This is a genomic window from Allobosea sp. GW821-FHT09G06 (assembly GCF_059416005.1).
The window spans coordinates 27,883-46,139 of sequence record NZ_JBWKOI010000005.1; the positions used below are offsets into that span (position 1 = coordinate 27,883).

Sequence of the window (18,257 nt, forward strand, 5' to 3'; positions counted from 1 at the left end):
CTGGCCAAGCGTGCCCGGCTGCGGCACATCCCTTCTTCATGTCGCCATCCCGCGAATCAGACGCCCGCGCGATCCTCAAATCGGTGTGGGGCTACGATGATTTCCGCCCCGGCCAGTGGGAGGTGATCGCAGCCGCCCTTGCCGGCGAGGATGTCTTCGCGGTGATGCCGACCGGCTCCGGCAAGTCGATGTGCTACCAGCTCCCGGCACTGGTCGCAGGCGGGCTGACGCTGGTCGTCTCGCCGCTGATCGCGCTGATGCGCGATCAGGTCGGACAGCTCGTCCGGGCCGGCGTATCGGCCGCCTCGCTCAACTCGATGAATACGGAGGACGAGGCGGCGCAGGCCTGGGACAGGCTGAACTCCGGCGATCTTAGGCTGCTCTTCGTCTCGCCCGAGCGACTGGCCGGCGAGGGACTGGTTTCGCGCCTGAAACGACTCGGCGTGAACCGGCTCGCCATCGACGAGGCGCATTGCGTCTCGCAATGGGGGCATGATTTCCGCCCAGAGTACCGCCTGCTCGCCAAGACGCGCGAGGCTTTGGGCGGCGTGCCGGTGACGGCGCTGACCGCGACCGCCGACCGGCAGACCCAGGCCGATATCGCCCAGCAATTGTTTCCGCAGCCGCCGCACATGGTGGTGCATTCCTTCGACCGGCCGAACCTGAAGCTCGCCTTCGCGCCGAAGGAGCAGCCGCGCCGCCAGATCGACGATTTCCTGCGCCGGCACCGCAACGGCTCCGGCATCGTCTATTGCTCCTCGCGCAGCAAGACCGAGCGCCTCGCCACGGCGCTCAGTGAGAGGGGCTGGAACGCCCTGCCCTATCATGCCGGGCTGGAGCAGACGCAGCGCAACCGCAACCAGGATATCTTCCTGCAGGAGGACGGCGTCGTCGTCTGCGCGACCATCGCCTTCGGCATGGGCATCAACAAGCCCGATGTCCGCTTCGTCGTCCATGCGGATATGCCGGGCTCGATCGAGGGCTATTACCAGGAGATCGGCCGCGCCGGTCGCGATGGCCTGCCGGCGGATACGCTGACGCTCTACGGCGTCGACGACATGTCGCTCCGGCGCCGCCAGATCGACGAGAAACAGATCGACGACGAGCGCCGGCGCATCGAGCACAGGCGCCTCAACGCGATGATCGATCTCTGCGAGAACGCACTCTGCCGGCGCAGTGCCTTGCTGGCCTATTTCGGCGAGGAGACACCGCCCTGCCGGCACGGCAACGCCCCGTTCCGCTGCGATCTCTGCGACGCGGAGGCGCCCGCCTTGCAGGACGCAACGCTCGATGCGCGCAAATTGCTTTCGGCCGTGATCCGCTCGGGCGAGCGCTTCGGTGCCGGCCATCTCGCCGATATCCTCACCGGTACGACGACCGAGGTCATCCGCCGCCAGAACCATGACGGGTTGAAGACCTTCGGCGTCGGTGCGGACAAGCCCAAGGCCGCCTGGATGGGGCTGACGCGCAAGCTCTTCGCGGCGGGGGCACTGGCCGAAGCCAGCGTCGAGCATGGCGGTTTCTGCCTGACGTCGAAGGGCGAGGACATCCTGTTCGGCCGCGAAAGCATCGCGCTCCGGGTCGATCCCTTCACTGAGCGCCGTTCCCGCCGCTCCGAGCGCGATGCGGCGCGGGCGGACGGGCTCGACGAGAGCACGGCCGGCCTGTTCGAGCATCTGCGCAAGCTCAGGCTTCAGATCGCCCGCGAGGAGGGCGTCGCGGCCTATATCATCTTCACCGACCGGACATTGATCGCCATGGCCCGCGAACGGCCGCTCGGCCTCGACGAGATGCGGGCGATCGAGGGCGTCGGCGAGCGCAAGCTCGCGCAGTATGGCGAGGCCTTCGTCGAAGCGATCTCGGAATTCCGCGGCTGAGCATCGACGCGAATTGTCGCCGCGCTGACCTCTTCTCGCGCACGCACGCGTAGGCGCGTGAAAAAGCCATCGTCTCAGCCTATATTGTCGTTTCGAATCAGGATCATCGCGGGCGCGTGCTCGCCCGCTCAGGAACCACTTCATGACCGATGCCGCCCTCAGCGCCCAGCCCGACGACTACGGCGCCGATTCCATCAAGGTTCTCAAGGGCCTGGACGCGGTGCGCAAGCGGCCCGGCATGTATATCGGCGACACCGATGACGGCTCCGGCCTGCATCACATGGTCTACGAGGTCGTCGACAACGCGATCGACGAGGCGCTCGCCGGCCATGCCGACCTCGTCACGGTGACGCTGAATGCCGAGGGATCGGTCACGGTCAGCGATAACGGGCGCGGCATCCCGACCGATATCCACAGCGAGGAAGGCATCTCGGCGGCCGAGGTCATCATGACCCAGCTCCATGCCGGCGGTAAGTTCGACCAGAACTCCTACAAGGTCTCGGGCGGCTTGCACGGCGTCGGTGTCTCCGTCGTCAACGCGCTCTCGGTTTCGCTCAAGCTGCGCATCTGGCGCGGTGGTAACGAGCACTACATGGAATTCCGCCATGGCGACGCCGTCGCCCCGCTCGCGGTCGTCGGCCCGCAGGGCGACAGGCGCGGCACCGAGGTGACCTTCCTGCCCTCGCAGGAGACCTTCACCATGGTGGAGTTCGACTACAAGACGCTGGAGCACCGCCTGCGCGAGCTCGCCTTCCTGAACTCGGGCGTGCGCATCGTCCTGACCGATGCGCGCCATGCCGAAGTCGTCCGCGAGGAGCTGATGTACGACGGCGGCGTCGAGGCCTTCGTGCGCTATCTCGACCGCGCCAAGTCCTCCGTGATCGACAAGCCGATCATGCTGACCTCGGAGAAGGACGGCATCACCGTCGATGTCGCGCTGTGGTGGAACGACAGCTACCACGAGAACGTGCTCTGCTTCACCAACAACATCCCGCAGCGCGACGGCGGCACCCATCTCGCCGGCTTCCGCGCCGCGCTGACGCGCCAGATCACCGGCTATGCCGAAAGCTCCGGCATCTCCAAGAAGGAGAAGGTCTCGCTCACCGGCGACGATTGCCGCGAAGGCCTGACCGCGATCGTCTCGGTCAAGGTTCCCGATCCGAAATTCTCCTCGCAGACCAAGGACAAGCTGGTTTCGTCCGAAGTCCGCCCGGTCGTCGAGAACGTCGTCAACCAGGCGCTGTCGGAATGGCTGGAGGAGCATCCTGGCGAGGCCAAGACCATCGTCGGCAAGGTGGCGGAAGCCGCCGCCGCCCGCGAGGCCGCCCGCAAGGCGCGCGACCTCACCCGCCGCAAGGGCGCGCTCGATATCGCCTCGCTTCCCGGCAAGCTCGCGGATTGCCAGGAGCGCGATCCCGCCAAGTCCGAACTCTTCATCGTCGAGGGTGACTCGGCCGGCGGCTCCGCCAAGCAGGGCCGTGCCCGCGAATACCAGGCCGTGCTGCCGCTGCGCGGCAAGATCCTGAACGTCGAGCGGGCGCGCTTCGACAAGATGCTCTCGTCCGACCAGGTCGGCACGCTGATCACCGCACTCGGCGCCGGCATCGGCCGGGCGGAGGCCGATCAGGGCGGCTTCAACCTGGCGAAGCTGCGCTACCACAAGATCATCATCATGACCGACGCCGACGTCGACGGCGCCCATATCCGCACGCTGCTGCTGACCTTCTTCTACCGGCAGATGCCGGAGCTGATCGATGCCGGCCATCTCTTCATCGCCCAGCCGCCGCTCTACAAGGCGGCCCGCGGCAAGAGCCATGTCTATCTCAAGGACGAGCGGGCTCTGGAGCAGTATCTGGTCGACTCGACGCTGGACGGCGCGACCTTCCGCACCAGCGAGGGTGTCGAGCGCGGCGGCGAGGATCTGCGCGTCCTGATCGAGGAAGCCCGCAACGTCCGCAACGCGCTGGCGCAACTGCATTCGCGCTATGACCGCCGGGTCGTCGAGCAGATGGCGATCGCCGGCGTGCTGCATCCGGTCAGCGAAGACGACGAGGCCAAGGCGAACGAAGCCGCTGCTTACGTCGCGCGTCGGCTCGACGCGATCTCGGACGAGCTGGAACGCGGCTGGGAGGGCAAGGTCAGCGAGGGCGGCTTCGTCTTCTCGCGGATGATCCGTGGCGTGAAGCAGGCGGCGACGATCGATGCGGGACTGCTGGCCAGCACCGAAGCCCGCAAGCTCGACGCGGCCGCGACCTCGCTGCAGGAAGCCTATGCCAAGCCGGGCGTGCTCAGCCGCAAGGGCGATACCTTCACGGTCAACGGCCCGAGCGACCTGTTCGACGCGGTCTCGACCATCGGCAAGAAGGGCGTCTCGCTGCAGCGCTACAAAGGCCTGGGCGAGATGAACCCCGACCAGCTCTGGGAAACGACGCTCGACCGCGACGTGCGCTCGCTGCTGCGCGTGAAGAACGACCAGAACGACGAGGCCGATGATCTCTTCGTCAAGCTGATGGGCGATGTCGTCGAGCCGCGGCGCGAGTTCATCCAGACCAACGCGCTGAACGCGACGGTCGATATCTGATCGCCGCCAAGTGTCGTATGTCAGAATAAATGAGTTTAGATCAGAATACGTGAGTCCGAAGCAAGCTCCACTTTCTGCGTCCATTTGAGTTCTGCCTCGGCATCCTCATCTGGCAAGGTAGCCTTCGCTACTTGACAGCATTTTTGGTCCTGTTGGAGGTCGTATACTGGGCTCGGCTATTCGATGGAGCCGTGATGGCAGATGGGATGGTATGTCGGGGATAACAATCTCGACCGACCATGTGTTCGGGAGGCTATCCTCGGCTCCTGGAGCGCTCAGCGGTACCGGATGGTATCGCTCGTTAGGGGGAAAAAGGCGTTGAGGCGTATGCTAACAGGCCGAGACATAGACAATACCCCTGAGCGCTGGCGGCCCGACCAACGCTGATACCTGCCTACCTCTGCCAAGGTGGAACACCGCTATGGCTATCCCACCGATCTGGGTGCTCTACAAGCCTTTACACTGCTCGTACTGGCTGATGGCACGCTGGTCGTAGTAGGTCGGGCGCGCGATCCCCATCAGCCGATATCCCGTGTCGGGCCATTGGCCTCCATCCTTCGAAAGTCCGACTCCCGATCAAATGCTGGCCATCACGCTGTCCGCCTCAAGGGGCGACTCCGCGCTAGGGGAAAAACGGGTCAATCTCACGATCACGAAAGAGCGATTTGAATCGGCCTCTGGCAAAAAGTCGCAATCCTCGCCCTTTTGCGAAGTCCGCCGCCATGGCAGGAATGAAGTCATGAAGTTTCGGCTTCTCACACACGTCTTGATCTTGGGGCTGTTCGTCACAGCCACGATGTTGGCTGCCCTCGTGGCGCCGGCGAAGGCCGGATATGCCCGGATGGATAGCGAGACGATGGCGGAAATGTCGGCTGAGATGCCGTGTTGCCCCAACCCGAAAGACAAACAACCCGATTGCACGACGAACTGCCCGGTCGTGAGCTTCTGCTTGGCGAAGTGCTTTGCGAGCGTGCCGACCGCATCCGCCACCGTCGTCCAGGCGGTCGTCGCGGTGCTCGCGCTTGCGGGTAATGAGGCGCTGCGTATTTCGCGACCAGCCGAGCCTCCGGCCCGCCCACCACGAAGCTGAGACATCGCCGGCGCTGATGTGCCGGCTGCGATCGCACGGCAGTGCCGCGCGATCGGCGAATTGTGGCTAGCTCCACGTTCGGAGTTGTCTGCGCAGGCGGCAGCCCCACTGTCTCAGGATTTCGACAAATGGGTATCAACCCAACTTTGCGTGCGCTCGTCGCCGCGCTTCCGCTCGCCGCCATCGCTTTGCCGGCTCTGGCGGACATCAACGACTATGAATTCCGGCTCGTGCAGAGCGAGATCAAGCAGGGCAACGGCGTCGTTGTTGCTGTTCAGCTCGTCGACAAGCGATCGGGCAAGCCGATCCCCGACGCCGTTATATTCGCCAAGCGCATCGACATGGCGCCTGACGGCATGGAGATGATGGCGTCGCCGATCGAGGCGATGCCGTCGACCGAGCCTGGAACCTACCGCTTCAAGACCAACCTCACCATGGAAGGCGGTTGGCGCTTGTCGCTCGGTGCCAAGGTCCAGGGCGAGACCGGCACGCTTGCAAACAAGCTGATCCTCAAGGCTCTGCCATGAAGCGCGCGTTGGCTAGTGGCTTTGCGCTCGTTGCCGTTCTGGCCGCGGGAGGGGCGGGTTATTGGGCCGGTCATCGCGGTATCGCGATGCCTGCTCTGTGGAGTTGGCTCGGTATCGAGGGCTCTTTCGCGGCAAACGAGCCCGGCGGAAGCGGCCCGGTCATCTACTATCAGGATCCGGACCGGAAGCCCGTCTATTCGGCGCAGCCGCGGCAGACCGACGACGGCAGGCCCTTCACGGCCGTCCGGGCCAGCCAGGACGTCAGCTTCGAGGTGAAGCCTCCGAGCGAGGAGAGGACGGCACAGGCCGACCTGAAACGCATCCTCTACTACCGCAATCCCATGGGTCTTCCGGATACCTCGCCGGTGCCGAAGAAGGACTCGATGGGGATGGACTATCTCCCCGTCTACGAAGGCGAGGGAAACGAGGACGGCGTCATTAAGCTCTCGCCCGGCCGCATCCAACGCAGCGGGGTGCGCTCCGAACCAGTCCGGCGTCAGGTCATTGCCCAAACCATCCGGGTTCCGGGCGTGGTGCAGCTCGACGAGCGACGGGTTTCCGTCGTGACGATCCGAGCGGACGCCTTCGTCCAGGAGGTAGCGCCGATCACGACCGGCGATCGTGTCTCGAAGGGAACCCGGCTTGCCCGGATCTACTCTCCCGAGATCAGCACGGCCGGCGCGCAGTTCATCACCGAGCTCAATGCCGCCGCGCGCGGCGTGCCCGAAGGCGGCGCGCGGCAGCGTCTCGAAAACCTCGGCGTCCCGCCGGAGGTTATCGCCGAGATCGAGCGTAGCCGGAAGGTGCCGCTGACGATCAACTGGTCCGCCCCGCGCGACGGCATCGTGCTCGAACGGTCCGTCAGCGACGGCATGAAGATGGCCGCGGGTGGCAGCCTGTTCCGGCTCGCCGACATCTCGACGATCTGGGTGCTGGCCGATGTTCCGGAACGCCAACTGGCTGGCATGGGCATAGGCGCACCAGCCACTGTGCGGCTGCGCGGCCGTCCCGACACGACGTTCGAGGGACGCGTCAGCGTGATCTATCCGGAAATCGCCGAGGCGACGCGGACGGCAAAGGTCCGTATCGAGCTTGCCAACCGCGACGGCATCCTGCTGCCGAACATGTATGCCGACGTCGAGATCGGCTCCGGCGATACAGCTCCGCAACTCGCGGTTCTCGACAGCGCCGTGATTGACAGCGGCACGCGCCGCATCGTCATCCTCGATCGCGGCGAAGGTCGCTTCGAGCCGCGAGAGGTCAAGCTTGGCCGCCGCGGCGACGGCATGGTCGCGCTCACCGAGGGCGTCGCCGAGGGCGACCGTGTCGTCATCTCCGCCAACTTCCTCATCGATGCCGAGAGCAACCTCAAGGCCGCCCTGAGCGGGTTCGCACAGCCGGAGGTCAAGCCATGATCGCCCGCCTGATCGCCTGGTCGGCGCGTAACCTGGTGCTCGTCTTCGTTGCTGCGGCCTTCGCCGTGGCAGCCGGAATCTATGCGCTGAAGACCTTGCCGCTCGATGCCATCCCGGACCTTTCGGACGTCCAGGTCATCGTCTACACCGAATATCCCGGTCAGGCGCCTCAGGTGATCGAGGACCAGGTCACCTATCCGCTGACGACCTCGATGCTCACGGTGCCGAAGGCACGCGTCGTGCGCGGTTTCTCCTTCTTCGGCGTCTCCTTCGTCTACGTCATTTTCGAGGACGGGACTGATCCCTATTGGGCGCGTTCGCGCGTGCTCGAATACCTCAATGCCGCCGCGCGGCGTCTCCCGCCGGGCGTTTCGCCAACGCTCGGGCCGGACGCGACCGGGGTCGGCTGGGTCTACCAGTACGCGATCATGGCCAAGGACATGACCCTGGCCGAGCTGCGCTCCCTTCAGGACTGGGTCGTGCGCTTCGCGGCTTCTCGTGCCGAGGGCGTGGCCGAAGTCGCTAGCGTCGGCGGCTTCGTCAAGCAATACGCGATTGTGGTCGATCCGGTGCGGCTGCGCGCCCAGGGCGTCTCACTGGCGACGCTGCGGGAGGCTGTGCGCAGCAGCAACATGGATGTCGGTGGCCGTACGGTCGAGCTCAGCGAGTTCGAGTTCATGGTCCGCGGCCGCGGCTACCTGAAGTCGGTCGCGGATATCGAGAACATCGTCCTGAAGAGCGATCGAGGTGTGCCGCTGCGCCTCTCCGATGTCGCCCGCGTTGAACTTGGCCCGGACGAGCGGCGCGGCATCACCGAACTCAACGGCGAGGGTGAGGTCGCGAGCGGCATCATCCTGCAACGCTTCGGCGCCAATGCGCTCTCCGTCATTGAGCACGCCAAGGCGCGGCTTGCCGAGGTCGCGGCAAACCTGCCGGGCGGGGCCGAGATCGTGCCGGTCTATGACCGCTCCGGGCTGATCGAGCGAGCGATCGAGACGCTGAAGGGCACGCTGATCGAGGAGAGCATCATCGTCGCCCTGGTCTGCATCGTCTTCCTGCTGCATCTGCGCAGCGCAGTGGTGGCGATCATCATGCTGCCCGTAGGCATCCTGATGGCCTTCGCGGCGATGAAGGCGCTGGGGCTTGGCTCCAACATCATGAGCCTCGGCGGGATCGCCATCGCGGTCGGAGCCATGATCGACGCAGCCATCGTTATGATCGAGAACGCCCATAAGCATTTGGAACGGGCTCCGCCGGACAAGCCGCGGGTTGAAATCCTGATCGAGGCGGCCAGCGAAGTCGGGCCGGCGCTGTTCTTCAGCCTGCTCGTCATTACCGTCTCGTTCCTGCCGATCTTCACGCTGGAAGCGGAGGAAGGCCGCCTGTTCGGGCCGCTCGCCTACACCAAGACCTTCGCCATGGCGGCGGCCGCTCTCCTGTCGGTGACGCTCGTCCCGGCGCTGATGGTCATCTTCGTCAGGGGGCGGATCATCCTGGAAAGCAGAAACCCGATCAATCGTGGCCTGATCGCGCTCTACCGTCCGCTGATCCGCGGCGTTCTGGGGGCCAAGACGCTAACGATCCTGGTTGCGGTGGCCGTCCTCGGGCTCAGCCTCTGGCCAGCTCGGCAGCTCGGTTCGGAGTTCATGCCGACCCTCGACGAGGGCACGCTGATGTACATGCCGACCACCCTACCCGGGATCTCCGTCACCAAGGCCGCCGAGCTGCTCCAGATCCAGAACCGGATCATCCGCTCCTTCCCGGAAGTTGCCTCGGTCTACGGCAAGGCAGGGCGCGCCCAGACCGCAACCGACCCGGCACCGACCGAGATGTTCGAGACCATCATCAATCTGAAGTCGAGGGCGGAATGGCGCGAAGGCGTCACGCTCGACAGCCTCAAGGAGGAGATGGACAAGGCCCTCCAGTTCCCGGGCGTCTCCAACGCCTGGACGCAGCCGATCCGCGCTCGCATCGACATGCTGGCGACCGGCATCCGCACGCCGATCGGGGTCAAGGTGTTCGGCACCGATCTCGTGCAGATGGAGGCTATCTCGCGCCAGGTCGAGACCGTGCTGAAGGCCGTCCCGGGAACGAGCAGCGCCTATGCCGAGCGTGTCATCGGCGGCTACTTCCTCGACATCGTGCCGGACCGGATCGCGCTTGGGCGCTACGGACTCTCCGTCAGCGATGTCCAGAACGCGGTCGTGATGGCGATGGGCGGCGAGACCGTGACGACGACGGTCGAGGGTCGCGAGCGCTACGGGGTCAGCATCCGTTACCCCCGGGATCTGCGGTCCGATCCGCAGGCGATCGCGAGCGAGGTCCAGGTCTCGACGCCGTCCGGTGCCAGCGTGCCGCTCGCAGAGGTAGCGAGCATCGAGCGCAAGCGCGGCGCTACCTCGATCCGCACCGAGAACGGTGAGCTCGCGGTCTATATTTTCGTGGACACGGTAGGGCGCGATCTCGGCGGCTATGTCCGCGAAGCTCAGAATGCGATCGCGCAGAGTGTCAAGCTGCCTGCTGGCTACCGCATCGCCTGGAGCGGCCAGTTTGAGTATCTCGAACGGGCGGAAGCACGCCTCAAGCTGGTCGTGCCGGTGACGCTCGCGATCATATTCCTGCTGCTCTACCTGAACTTCAGCAGGCTGACCGAGACGTTCATCGTCATGTTGTCGCTGCCGTTCGCGCTGGTCGGCGGTGTCTGGCTGCTCTGGTGGCTCGGCTTCAACATGTCGGTCGCGGTGGCCGTCGGCTTCATCGCTCTGGCAGGCGTAGCCGCCGAGACCGGGGTGATCATGCTGATCTATCTCGATCACGCACTGAGCGAGGTGCGGGCGCGATGCGAAGCGGAGGGCCGGGTATTCACGCGCGCGGACCTGCATGAGGCGATTATGCTGGGTGCTGTCGAGCGCGTCCGGCCGAAGATCATGACCGTGGTCGCGATCATGGCGGGCCTGCTGCCGATCCTCTGGAATACCGGCACTGGGTCCGAGGTGATGCAGCGGATCGCGGTGCCGATGATCGGCGGCATGGTCTCCTCGACCATGCTCACGCTGCTGGTGATCCCGGCGATCTATGGCCTCATCAAGGGCTGGCGGCTGCCGACCGCTAAGAAGTTTGCATTCGAAGCAGAGTCAGCGCAGTTCGCTGCCGCTGTTGAATAGTGGAGGGACAAGAGATGCACGACATGATGGGCAATATGGGCTGGGGTATGGGCTTCGTGGGTGTGCTCGGCATTGCCGTTCTGGTGCTGGTGATCGCCGCACTCGTGAAATACACCTTCTTCCGGTAAGCGCGCGCTTGCTCGACCGGAGGAGAAGGCGAAGCGGCCGTTGGCGCGCGACACATCCAGAGGCCGCAATAGGACCTGGCCCGATGTGCTGGCGTCTCCTGCGAAAGACGGTTCCAGTAATTGTCTTGGTGTCTGCTCCAGCGTGCGGCGCCAAATTTGGCTACACCGCGCCTTGTTGCTGGTCGGAGTGAACCGCGGTTCAGTTCTGTCAGTCGTGCTTCACAAGAGCGGAATTCCCGTAACGGTCCCGGCCCCAGAACATTATGCCATCCACAAATTGATCATGGCCTTGCGCCAGCGATCTGACTGCAACGAGAGTACACAACGGAACAAGGATGTCTTTCAAGCACACTCCCTCATGAAGGTGTTCCGCCCCCAACAAGCGGTCCTGGTGGAAGGCCCCCATACGACCGGGGTAAAGCGGCCGGTCTCAACGAGAGAGAATCGAAAACACAAACCGACGGGTTGCAGTCGAAGAGCCGAGCGGCGCTCAACTTGCACAGCACGAGAGCATGGCCACATCCTTGCTAAAGGCAAGCGCGGCGAGTTTAAGGCCTTCCACGGTAGTCAAATAGGGGAAGATGGTCTCGGCGAGTTGCTGCACGGTCAGGCGGGATGCAATTGCGAGTGCGGCTGTCTGAATGCTGTCCGCGCCTTCGGGTGCCAAAATGTGAGCGCCGAGCAGCTTGCCGCTGCCGGCGTCGGCTACAAGCTTTATGAGTCCGCGGGTGTCGCGGGCGGCAAGCGCGCGCGGTACCTGATCGAGACCGATCGACGAAACGCGGACAGCATATCCCCTGGCGCGCGCCTCGGCCTCGGTCAACCCGACGCTCGCAACCTGCGGGTCGGTGAAGACGATGGCCGGCATGGCGCTGTTGTCGTAGCGCAAGCTGTCGCCGCCCAGGGCATTCCTGACGGCAAGTTTGGCTCCGTAGGCGGCCATGTAGACGAACTGGTCGCGGCCAGTCACGTCACCGGCCGCATAGATTCCAGCCTTGGTCGTGCGCATGTGCTCGTCGACAATGACGGCGCCCTTCGGAGAGACGGTGACGCCATGTTCGGCGAGCCCTAAACCTTCGATGTTGGGCGTACGCCCTGTGGAGATCAGCACTTGGTCGGCGTCGATCGCAATACGCTGCCCCTCACGCGTGACGGTCAGGGAAACGCCTCTCGCGGCTTTGCGGATCGCGTGGTAGGCAATGCCCGAAACGACGGCAATCCCTTCTGCCTCGAAATATCGCGTCAACGCCGAGCCGATTTCCGGCTCGGCCTGGGGCAGTAGGTGCGACCGACAGACGAGCGTAACCTCGACACCGGTGCGAGCGAACATTTGAGCAAGCTCGGCGCCGATATAGCCGCCGCCGATGACAAGCAGCGAGCGCGGAAGTTCCTCGAGGTCGAGCGCCGTCGTGCTGGTCAGGTAGGGTACTGTCTCGATGCCGGGGATGGCGGGCACGGCCGGACGCGCACCGGTAGCGATGACAATCTTGCCGGCGGCAATGCGTGCGCCGTTGACCTCGACCCCGCCGTCGACGATGCGCGCCGGTCCATCGCGATAGGTGATGCCGTTGTAGGCAGGCAGCAGATCGGCGTATTTGGCCTGTCGCAGCTCGGAAACCAGTGCGTCCTTCTGGCGGACCGTCCCGCGCCAGTCGATCAGTTCCGCATGGGCGGCGATACCGGCAAAGCGAGCTGTCGCGCGCGCATCGTGGAGCGTCTCGACGGCGCGGATCAGCGTCTTCGAGGGCACGCAGCCGACATTGACGCAGGTTCCGCCAATCGTGCCGTTGCCGATGAGCGCGACCTGCGCACCTTGATCGGCCGCCGTGATCGCGGCGGAGAAGCCCGCCGAGCCGGCGCCAATCACGGCGAGGTCATAGGCGCGCCCGTTCCCGCCATTGAAGACGGACCGCTGTCCGGTGTCAGTGTTGCCCTGGGGCGCGGACGATGGGCAGCAATCGTTCATGGTCTCACGCCTTCTTTGTTTACTGTGGTCTCGCGAGTTGCTCTCGCCCGGCGATGAGCTACCCAGGTGGCGAGACCGAATCCTGCAATGGCGAGGGGATCACCGTCAGGCTCACGCCTGCGAGCCACGCGCCAAGACCGGCCAGGGGCAGGCTTAGGGCGATGAGCGGTGCCGCACAGCAGATCGCGACAAGTCCAACTCCCGCCAGGCTTGCAACCCGGTCAATCATCCTAGCTGCCTTGCTGCCGCGGATGGGCCGGATAGCCCGCATTTGCACTGGCGGCCGCAATTGCTTCCGGGCTTGTCTTCGCATCGTCGAACATGACGGTCGCGGTCTTCGCCTCGAACGAGACGGCCACATTTGCGACGCCGGGGACCGCCGCCATCGAGGTCTTCACGATGTAGGGACACGAGGCGCAGGTCATGTTGTCGACGGCGAAGGTGACGGTGCGCTCGCCTGCAAACACGGGCGTCGCCATCATCGGGACCATCAGGACCATGACGTTCAAGCTCTTCTTCATTGGGCGGATCTCCTGTTGCGACTAGGCGGAAAGCAGAAGCGGCGCGATGTAGTCGAAGGCGAAAGCGGCGATCACGAGCACGGTCGCGATCCAAAGCGCGCTCCGGACAAGGCGGCCGGGGATGGGGCGCGCGCAGGCTGCGCCGTCGGCGCAGGCGCGCCGCGACTTCCAGTAGACGAGGTAGAAGCCGTAGCCGAGCACGCCCGCCGTTCCGGCGACGAACAATGGCTTATAGGGCGCGAGCGCCGTCAAATTGCCGATCCAGGCGCCGCCAATACCAAGGCTGAACAGGATGAGCGGAACGATGCAGCAGCTTGAAGCGGCAATGGCGCCGAGAATGCCGCCGGCGGCGACCAGACGCTGTCGCGCTGTTTCATTCTGCGCAGGCACCGGGGTCACCGCTGCTGAAATGCCTGCTGCTCCGTGCCGCGATGCATTCATGTCGGGCCTCGCCTTTCTTGCCGAACTCCTGTCCGATTGCTAGCGTGCAGCCTGTAGCAACTACAGGGTCAAGGGCGCATTTGCGATGCGTGATCACACTGGCGTGAAGGGCATGCAGCGAGCCGAGCTCGCCCGGCGGGCCGGCTGCAATCTGGAGACTGTGCGCTATTACGAAAAGGTCGGCCTTCTGCCGGAGCCGCCGCGCACGGCGAGCGGCTATCGCAGCTACGATACGCTCCACGAGCGGCGGCTCCGCTTCGTCTTGCGGGCGCGCCAGCTCGGATTCTCGCTGGCTGAGATCCGCGAGCTCCTCCGTCTCGTAGACGAGCGCGACCGGCCTTGTGCAGAGGCGAGAAACGTCGCCGCAGTCCACCTCGCCGACGTTCGGGAAAAGATAGCCGATCTGAAGCGCATGGAGCGGGTGCTCAAGGATGTCGTCACCGAGTGCGGCGACGGCACGTTGCCGGAATGTCCGCTGATCGAGACGCTGTTCCGAGAAGCGGCGGTCGGCTGATATCTTGCCCTTGCCGGAGAGATGCAATCGAGCGCGGCGATGCGCTGTTCTATGGGCTCAGCCATCTGGCATAGAGGGCAGCCTGATAGAGGAAGTAGAGCGCCGCTGCGAAGCCGTCGACGCGGCGATTCGCACTACGAAGCAAGCCGACTTTGGTTTGCAGCAGACAGGCCTATCGCCCCTCCGGTCCCCGATCACGACTTTAAGCTCATGGGCACGTAACGAAAACGCGCTGCCACACGTAAACCGGTTGACGCAGTCGAAACCGAGCCGTCCTCAACCGCGCTCATGATCACGCTCGGACACAGGCAACCAATTGGCGAACGATGAAGGGACATTACCGTCTTAGCCATGCTGGATCATGTCGCGCAGCCTCTTTTAAGACCCATCTTGCACCCTTTCGCGGCCATGCTCGCGCGCCGCGGAGTCACGGCCGATGCTGTGACCCTTACGGGCTTCGTGATTGGGCTCGCGGCGTTGCCAGCGCTGGCTATGCAGGCATTTGAACTCGCCTTGATCGCGATCTTGGTGAACCGTTTTTTCGACGGGCTAGATGGCAGTATTGCCCGCATTCGGGGGCCAACTGATCGCGGCGCATATCTCGATATCGCGCTGGACTTCGCATTCTACGGCATGGTTCCGCTCGGGTTCGCAATCGCCGATCCTGCGACGAACGGACTGCCCGCCGCCGTTCTGGCGGCGGCATTTATTGGAACGGGATCCAGCTTTCTTGCCTTCGCCGCTATCGCGGCAAAGCTTGGGCTGACGAGCGATCTCCACCCACGCAAGGGCATCTACTATCTCGGAGGCCTGACCGAAGGCGCGGAGACGATAGCGGCCTTTGTCGCCGCGTGCCTCTTTCCGAGCTTCTTTCCCGCGATTGCATATGTCTTCGCGTTGGCCTGCGGCGTGACCACCGTGACGCGCTGGTGGCATGGCTGGACGGTGTTCGGCCGGTCCTCCGCTCACGCATTGTCCCGCGTCCCAACCCTTGCACCGTTAAACTGCGAGGACACCTGAATGGAATCTATTTACTGGTCGATTACGTGGGCGTGCCACCGCAAGTGCGTCCACTGCTACGAGGATCGGTTCCGTCCCTATGTTCGCGGTGCTCTTGCCGATGTAGCCGGCCAGACCAGTCGAAACTGGCCCCTTGTCCTCCAGAATCTGCCCGAGCGGATGACCTATCGCGACCTCGACCAACCCGCATCGAGCGGAGGTTGGGAGGAGCGGCGCGGGCGCATCATTCTGTCCGGCGGCGAGGTGCTGATCGATCCTGTTCGAGAGCCGGCGCTCTATCCGCTTCTGGACGCGCTTCGTGCCCGATACGCCCGCGTCGGTGGGGTCAACGTCGTGGTGCAGACGACCGGTGACCTTTTGACCGAGCCTATCATCCGGGAACTCTTGGATCGTGGCGTCTGGATGATATCGGTCTCGGGCATGGACGATTTCCATGTCGGGCTTGAGGGCGCCAAGCGAAACCCGATGCAGGAGCGGCTCATCAACTGGTTCGAGGCGGCTGGGATGCGTCGTTCCGGACTGCACCACCAGACCCGTAAATGGCATGAGGAGGACGGGCCGCTCTACTCGTTCTTTGGCGCAACGCCCGATGCCTGGATCGGGAAGCTGTGGCCTCGTGGTCGGGCTTGGCAGAACGGGCTTTCGACGGCGTCCATGACCGACAATTTCTGCAATCGCTGGTCCGGCGGGCTGAATTTCCTCAACCATCGCTATTCTGGCTCGGAGGTCGCGATCGACGCTGCCGGCGATGTCTATCCCTGCTGCATGAAGACCAGGGTACCGATCGGCAATCTCACCGAAGAGCCGCTCGAAGGCATTCTCGATTCGCTGGTTGGTCATCCAGTGTTCGAGGCTATCAACGCCGGTCATCCTGAACGCATGGGTCTGGCCTACGGCTGGGATCTCGACACCTTCCTTGCCCGCGCGCAGGCTTCGCAGCCCAAACGGGGCGAATATCGCAATCTCTGCATCGGCTGCGACCGTTTCCACGAGGAGGTCCTGGGGCCGGTTCTCGCGCGGATCCGCGAGCGCCGGCTCTCTGGTCGAAACCGTGAAGCCGCTGAATGATCTGCTGGAGCAGCACATGATCCATCGTCGAGAACTTGTGCGCCTGACGCTCGGAAGCATCGCCGCGGGAATCGCTCTGCCTGCCCGGGCCCAGGATAAGCCGGTGCAGCCTGCGGACTGGCAGCAGATATTGCAGCGTGCGAAGGGGCGGACGGTTTATTGGAACGCTTGGGCCGGCGACGAGCGGACCAACGCGTTCATCGCATGGGTCGGGCAAGAAGTGGCGCGCGACTTTGGTGTCCGCGTGGACCACGTGCGCCTGCGCGACACTTCCGAAGCCGTGACGCGCGTCGTGGCCGAGAAGCAGGCTGGGCGCGATGCCGGCGGAAGCGTCGATCTGATCTGGATCAACGGACCGAATTTCCTCGCGATGAAGCAACAGAAATTGCTTTACGGGCCGTTTGTCGGGGCTTTACCGAACTGGAAGTTCGTCGATACGACCCAGAAGAGGTCGAACGTTGTGGATTTCACGGTTCCCGTCGAAGGCCTGGCGGCGCCCTGGCGGATGGCGCAAGTCGTCTACGTCTACGACAGTGCCCGGGGGCGGCGGGAAACCTTGCCCTATTCGTCCGGCGAGATGCTGACTTGGGCTAAAGTCAATCCGGGGCGGATGACGCACCCTGGTATCCGCGACTTCCTCGGCTCGACCTTCCTCAAACAGGCGCTCTACGAACTGACGGATGATCCGGCAGTCCTCGCCAGACCAGCGGATGAGCGAACCTTCGTTGCGGCCACGCGGCCGCTTTGGGATTGGTATGGAGAGCTGAAACCGACGCTCTGGCGCAAGGGTGAGGAGTTTCCGGAGACGGGGCCGGCGCAACGCCAGCTTTTCGTCGACAACGAGATCGACTTCTACATCTCGTTCAGCCCGGCCGAGGCAGCGACTGGTATCGTGAACCGGCAGTTGCCGGCGAGCGCGCGCGTCTTCGTTATGCGGGGCGGCACGATCGGCAACACCTCCTTCGTCGCGATCCCCTACAACGCCGCAAATCCTGAAGCGGCGATGGTCGTCGCCAACTTCTTATTGGAGCCAGCCACCCAGGCGCGCGCGCAGGATCCGCGGAACATGGGCAACTTCACCGTCCTCGACCTTGAGAAATTATCGCCGGGGCAGAGGGCCTTGTTTGCGCGCCCGGATGATCTGCCCGCCTTGCCGACGAATGCCGAGCTCGGCTCCGTCCTGCCCGAGCCACATCCTTCCTGGATGACACGGATCACCACCGAATGGGAGAAGCGTTACGTCCGATGAACGCCGCTTGCCAAGTCGCGCTGAGCGTCGTCATTCCGACGCTGAACGCGGCGGATGTGCTGCCAGCCGCGCTCGTCCGGTTGGCCACCGCCCGCGCAGAAGGGCTCGTCGGCGAAGTCATCGTCAGTGACGGAGGCTCAACCGATCGGACGACCGAGATCGCTCTGGCAGATGGCGCACGAGTCTGTGTGGGTCCGCCGGGACGTGGTCTCCAGATGGCGCGGGGTGCCTCGGCCGCGAATGGGCGATGGCTGCTGTTCCTGCACGCCGATACGCGCGTGGAGGACGGGTGGCAGGAGGCGGTCGCAGGTTTTGCGGCGCGGCGTGGCGAGGGCGCGGCCGCCGCATTCACGTTCGCTCTGGACGATGCCTCTCCAGCGGCACGACGCCTTGAGCGGCTTGTTTCCTGGCGCAACCGTTGGCTCGGCTTGCCATATGGCGATCAGGGGCTCCTGATCTCACGGCATCTCTATGACGAAGTCGGAGGGTTCGAGCCGCTGCCGCTGATGGAGGATGTCGATATCGTGCGGCGCTTGGGGCGCGCCCGGCTGGCGATCCTGCCAGCGCGGGCGATTACGAGCGCGGTTCGCTACCGTCGGGGGGGCTATTTGCGCCGCTCGTCCCGGAACCTCCTCTGCCTGACATTGTGGTTCGCCGGCCTGCCGCCCAGAATGATCGCGAGGCTTTACGGCTGAG

Annotated in this window: 14 protein-coding genes and 1 pseudogene; 12 read left to right on the forward strand and 3 right to left on the reverse strand. The window is 64.4% G+C overall.

Annotated elements, in window-relative coordinates; all coding sequences use genetic code 11:
- The first annotated feature begins 38 nt into the window (after positions 1-38).
- The 7 genes and pseudogenes from recQ to AC07NY_RS21625 all read left to right on the forward strand — a co-directional run.
- Positions 39-1,877: a DNA helicase RecQ gene (gene recQ / locus AC07NY_RS21595; RefSeq protein WP_494585517.1), complete on the forward strand. Its 1,839-nt coding sequence runs from the start codon at positions 39-41 to the stop codon at positions 1,875-1,877.
- Positions 1,878-2,019: 142 nt separating this feature from the next.
- A complete protein-coding gene (gene gyrB / locus AC07NY_RS21600; RefSeq protein ID WP_494585519.1) occupies positions 2,020-4,458 on the forward strand; it encodes a DNA topoisomerase (ATP-hydrolyzing) subunit B in 2,439 nt (812 codons plus the stop codon).
- Between the two features lie 580 nt (positions 4,459-5,038).
- Positions 5,039-5,548, forward strand: a complete 510-nt coding sequence (locus AC07NY_RS21605; protein ID WP_494585520.1) for a hypothetical protein — start codon at positions 5,039-5,041, stop codon at positions 5,546-5,548.
- A 128-nt stretch (positions 5,549-5,676) separates the two neighbouring features.
- Entirely contained in the window at positions 5,677-6,075 is a 399-nt protein-coding gene (locus tag AC07NY_RS21610) for a FixH family protein (protein ID WP_494585521.1), read from the forward strand.
- Positions 6,072-7,490 (forward strand): efflux RND transporter periplasmic adaptor subunit, encoded by a 1,419-nt coding sequence (locus AC07NY_RS21615; RefSeq protein WP_494585748.1) that lies wholly within the window; start codon positions 6,072-6,074, stop codon positions 7,488-7,490. The genes AC07NY_RS21610 and AC07NY_RS21615 overlap by 4 nt, the downstream gene beginning before the upstream one ends.
- Positions 7,487-10,654: an efflux RND transporter permease subunit gene (locus AC07NY_RS21620; protein ID WP_494585522.1), complete on the forward strand. Its 3,168-nt coding sequence runs from the start codon at positions 7,487-7,489 to the stop codon at positions 10,652-10,654. The genes AC07NY_RS21615 and AC07NY_RS21620 overlap by 4 nt, the downstream gene beginning before the upstream one ends.
- Positions 10,655-10,996: 342 nt before the next feature.
- Positions 10,997-11,155: pseudogene (locus tag AC07NY_RS21625) on the forward strand (GSU2403 family nucleotidyltransferase fold protein); the annotation flags it as partial.
- Between the two features lie 117 nt (positions 11,156-11,272).
- On the opposite strand, the gene merA reads toward AC07NY_RS21625, so the two are convergent.
- From merA to AC07NY_RS21640, 3 genes are all read right to left on the reverse strand, one after another.
- Complete coding sequence (merA, locus tag AC07NY_RS21630) at positions 11,273-12,748, reverse strand: mercury(II) reductase (RefSeq protein WP_494585523.1); 1,476 nt, start codon at positions 12,746-12,748, stop codon at positions 11,273-11,275.
- Between the two features lie 230 nt (positions 12,749-12,978).
- Positions 12,979-13,269: a cation transporter gene (locus AC07NY_RS21635; RefSeq protein ID WP_494585524.1), complete on the reverse strand. Its 291-nt coding sequence runs from the start codon at positions 13,267-13,269 to the stop codon at positions 12,979-12,981.
- Between the two features lie 21 nt (positions 13,270-13,290).
- Positions 13,291-13,710 (reverse strand): mercuric transporter MerT family protein, encoded by a 420-nt coding sequence (locus AC07NY_RS21640; RefSeq protein ID WP_494585525.1) that lies wholly within the window; start codon positions 13,708-13,710, stop codon positions 13,291-13,293.
- An 85-nt stretch (positions 13,711-13,795) separates the two neighbouring features.
- On the opposite strand from AC07NY_RS21640, the gene AC07NY_RS21645 reads away from it, so the two are divergent.
- The 5 genes from AC07NY_RS21645 (at position 13,796) to AC07NY_RS21665 (ending at position 18,256) form a co-directional block, all read left to right on the forward strand.
- Complete coding sequence (locus AC07NY_RS21645; RefSeq protein ID WP_494585526.1) at positions 13,796-14,224, forward strand: MerR family transcriptional regulator; 429 nt, start codon at positions 13,796-13,798, stop codon at positions 14,222-14,224.
- A gap of 351 nt (positions 14,225-14,575) precedes the next feature.
- Complete coding sequence (locus tag AC07NY_RS21650) at positions 14,576-15,244, forward strand: CDP-alcohol phosphatidyltransferase family protein (protein ID WP_494585527.1); 669 nt, start codon at positions 14,576-14,578, stop codon at positions 15,242-15,244.
- Positions 15,245-16,312 (forward strand): radical SAM/SPASM domain-containing protein, encoded by a 1,068-nt coding sequence (locus tag AC07NY_RS21655; RefSeq protein WP_494585528.1) that lies wholly within the window; start codon positions 15,245-15,247, stop codon positions 16,310-16,312.
- Positions 16,296-17,561 carry an ABC transporter substrate-binding protein gene (locus tag AC07NY_RS21660; protein ID WP_494585529.1) on the forward strand — a complete coding sequence of 422 codons (1,266 nt, stop codon included), beginning with the start codon at positions 16,296-16,298 and terminating at the stop codon, positions 17,559-17,561. Before AC07NY_RS21655 ends, AC07NY_RS21660 begins: the two co-directional genes overlap by 17 nt.
- A complete protein-coding gene (locus AC07NY_RS21665; protein ID WP_494585530.1) occupies positions 17,558-18,256 on the forward strand; it encodes a TIGR04283 family arsenosugar biosynthesis glycosyltransferase in 699 nt (232 codons plus the stop codon). The genes AC07NY_RS21660 and AC07NY_RS21665 overlap by 4 nt, the downstream gene beginning before the upstream one ends.
- The last annotated feature ends 1 nt before the right edge of the window (position 18,257 follow it).

What these genes read in the sequence shown, in the direction of transcription:
- recQ (WP_494585517.1), top strand. Translation starts at nt 39, where the DNA reads ATGTCGCCATCCCGCGAATCAGACGCCCGCGCGATCCTCAAATCGGTG.
- gyrB (WP_494585519.1), top strand. Translation starts at nt 2,020, where the DNA reads ATGACCGATGCCGCCCTCAGCGCCCAGCCCGACGACTACGGCGCCGAT.
- AC07NY_RS21605 (WP_494585520.1), top strand. Translation starts at nt 5,039, where the DNA reads ATGCTGGCCATCACGCTGTCCGCCTCAAGGGGCGACTCCGCGCTAGGG.
- AC07NY_RS21610 (WP_494585521.1), top strand. Translation starts at nt 5,677, where the DNA reads ATGGGTATCAACCCAACTTTGCGTGCGCTCGTCGCCGCGCTTCCGCTC.
- AC07NY_RS21615 (WP_494585748.1), top strand. Translation starts at nt 6,072, where the DNA reads ATGAAGCGCGCGTTGGCTAGTGGCTTTGCGCTCGTTGCCGTTCTGGCC.
- AC07NY_RS21620 (WP_494585522.1), top strand. Translation starts at nt 7,487, where the DNA reads ATGATCGCCCGCCTGATCGCCTGGTCGGCGCGTAACCTGGTGCTCGTC.
- merA (WP_494585523.1), bottom strand. Translation starts at nt 12,748, where the DNA reads ATGAACGATTGCTGCCCATCGTCCGCGCCCCAGGGCAACACTGACACC.
- AC07NY_RS21635 (WP_494585524.1), bottom strand. Translation starts at nt 13,269, where the DNA reads ATGAAGAAGAGCTTGAACGTCATGGTCCTGATGGTCCCGATGATGGCG.
- AC07NY_RS21640 (WP_494585525.1), bottom strand. Translation starts at nt 13,710, where the DNA reads ATGAATGCATCGCGGCACGGAGCAGCAGGCATTTCAGCAGCGGTGACC.
- AC07NY_RS21645 (WP_494585526.1), top strand. Translation starts at nt 13,796, where the DNA reads ATGCGTGATCACACTGGCGTGAAGGGCATGCAGCGAGCCGAGCTCGCC.
- AC07NY_RS21650 (WP_494585527.1), top strand. Translation starts at nt 14,576, where the DNA reads ATGCTGGATCATGTCGCGCAGCCTCTTTTAAGACCCATCTTGCACCCT.
- AC07NY_RS21655 (WP_494585528.1), top strand. Translation starts at nt 15,245, where the DNA reads ATGGAATCTATTTACTGGTCGATTACGTGGGCGTGCCACCGCAAGTGC.
- AC07NY_RS21665 (WP_494585530.1), top strand. Translation starts at nt 17,558, where the DNA reads ATGAACGCCGCTTGCCAAGTCGCGCTGAGCGTCGTCATTCCGACGCTG.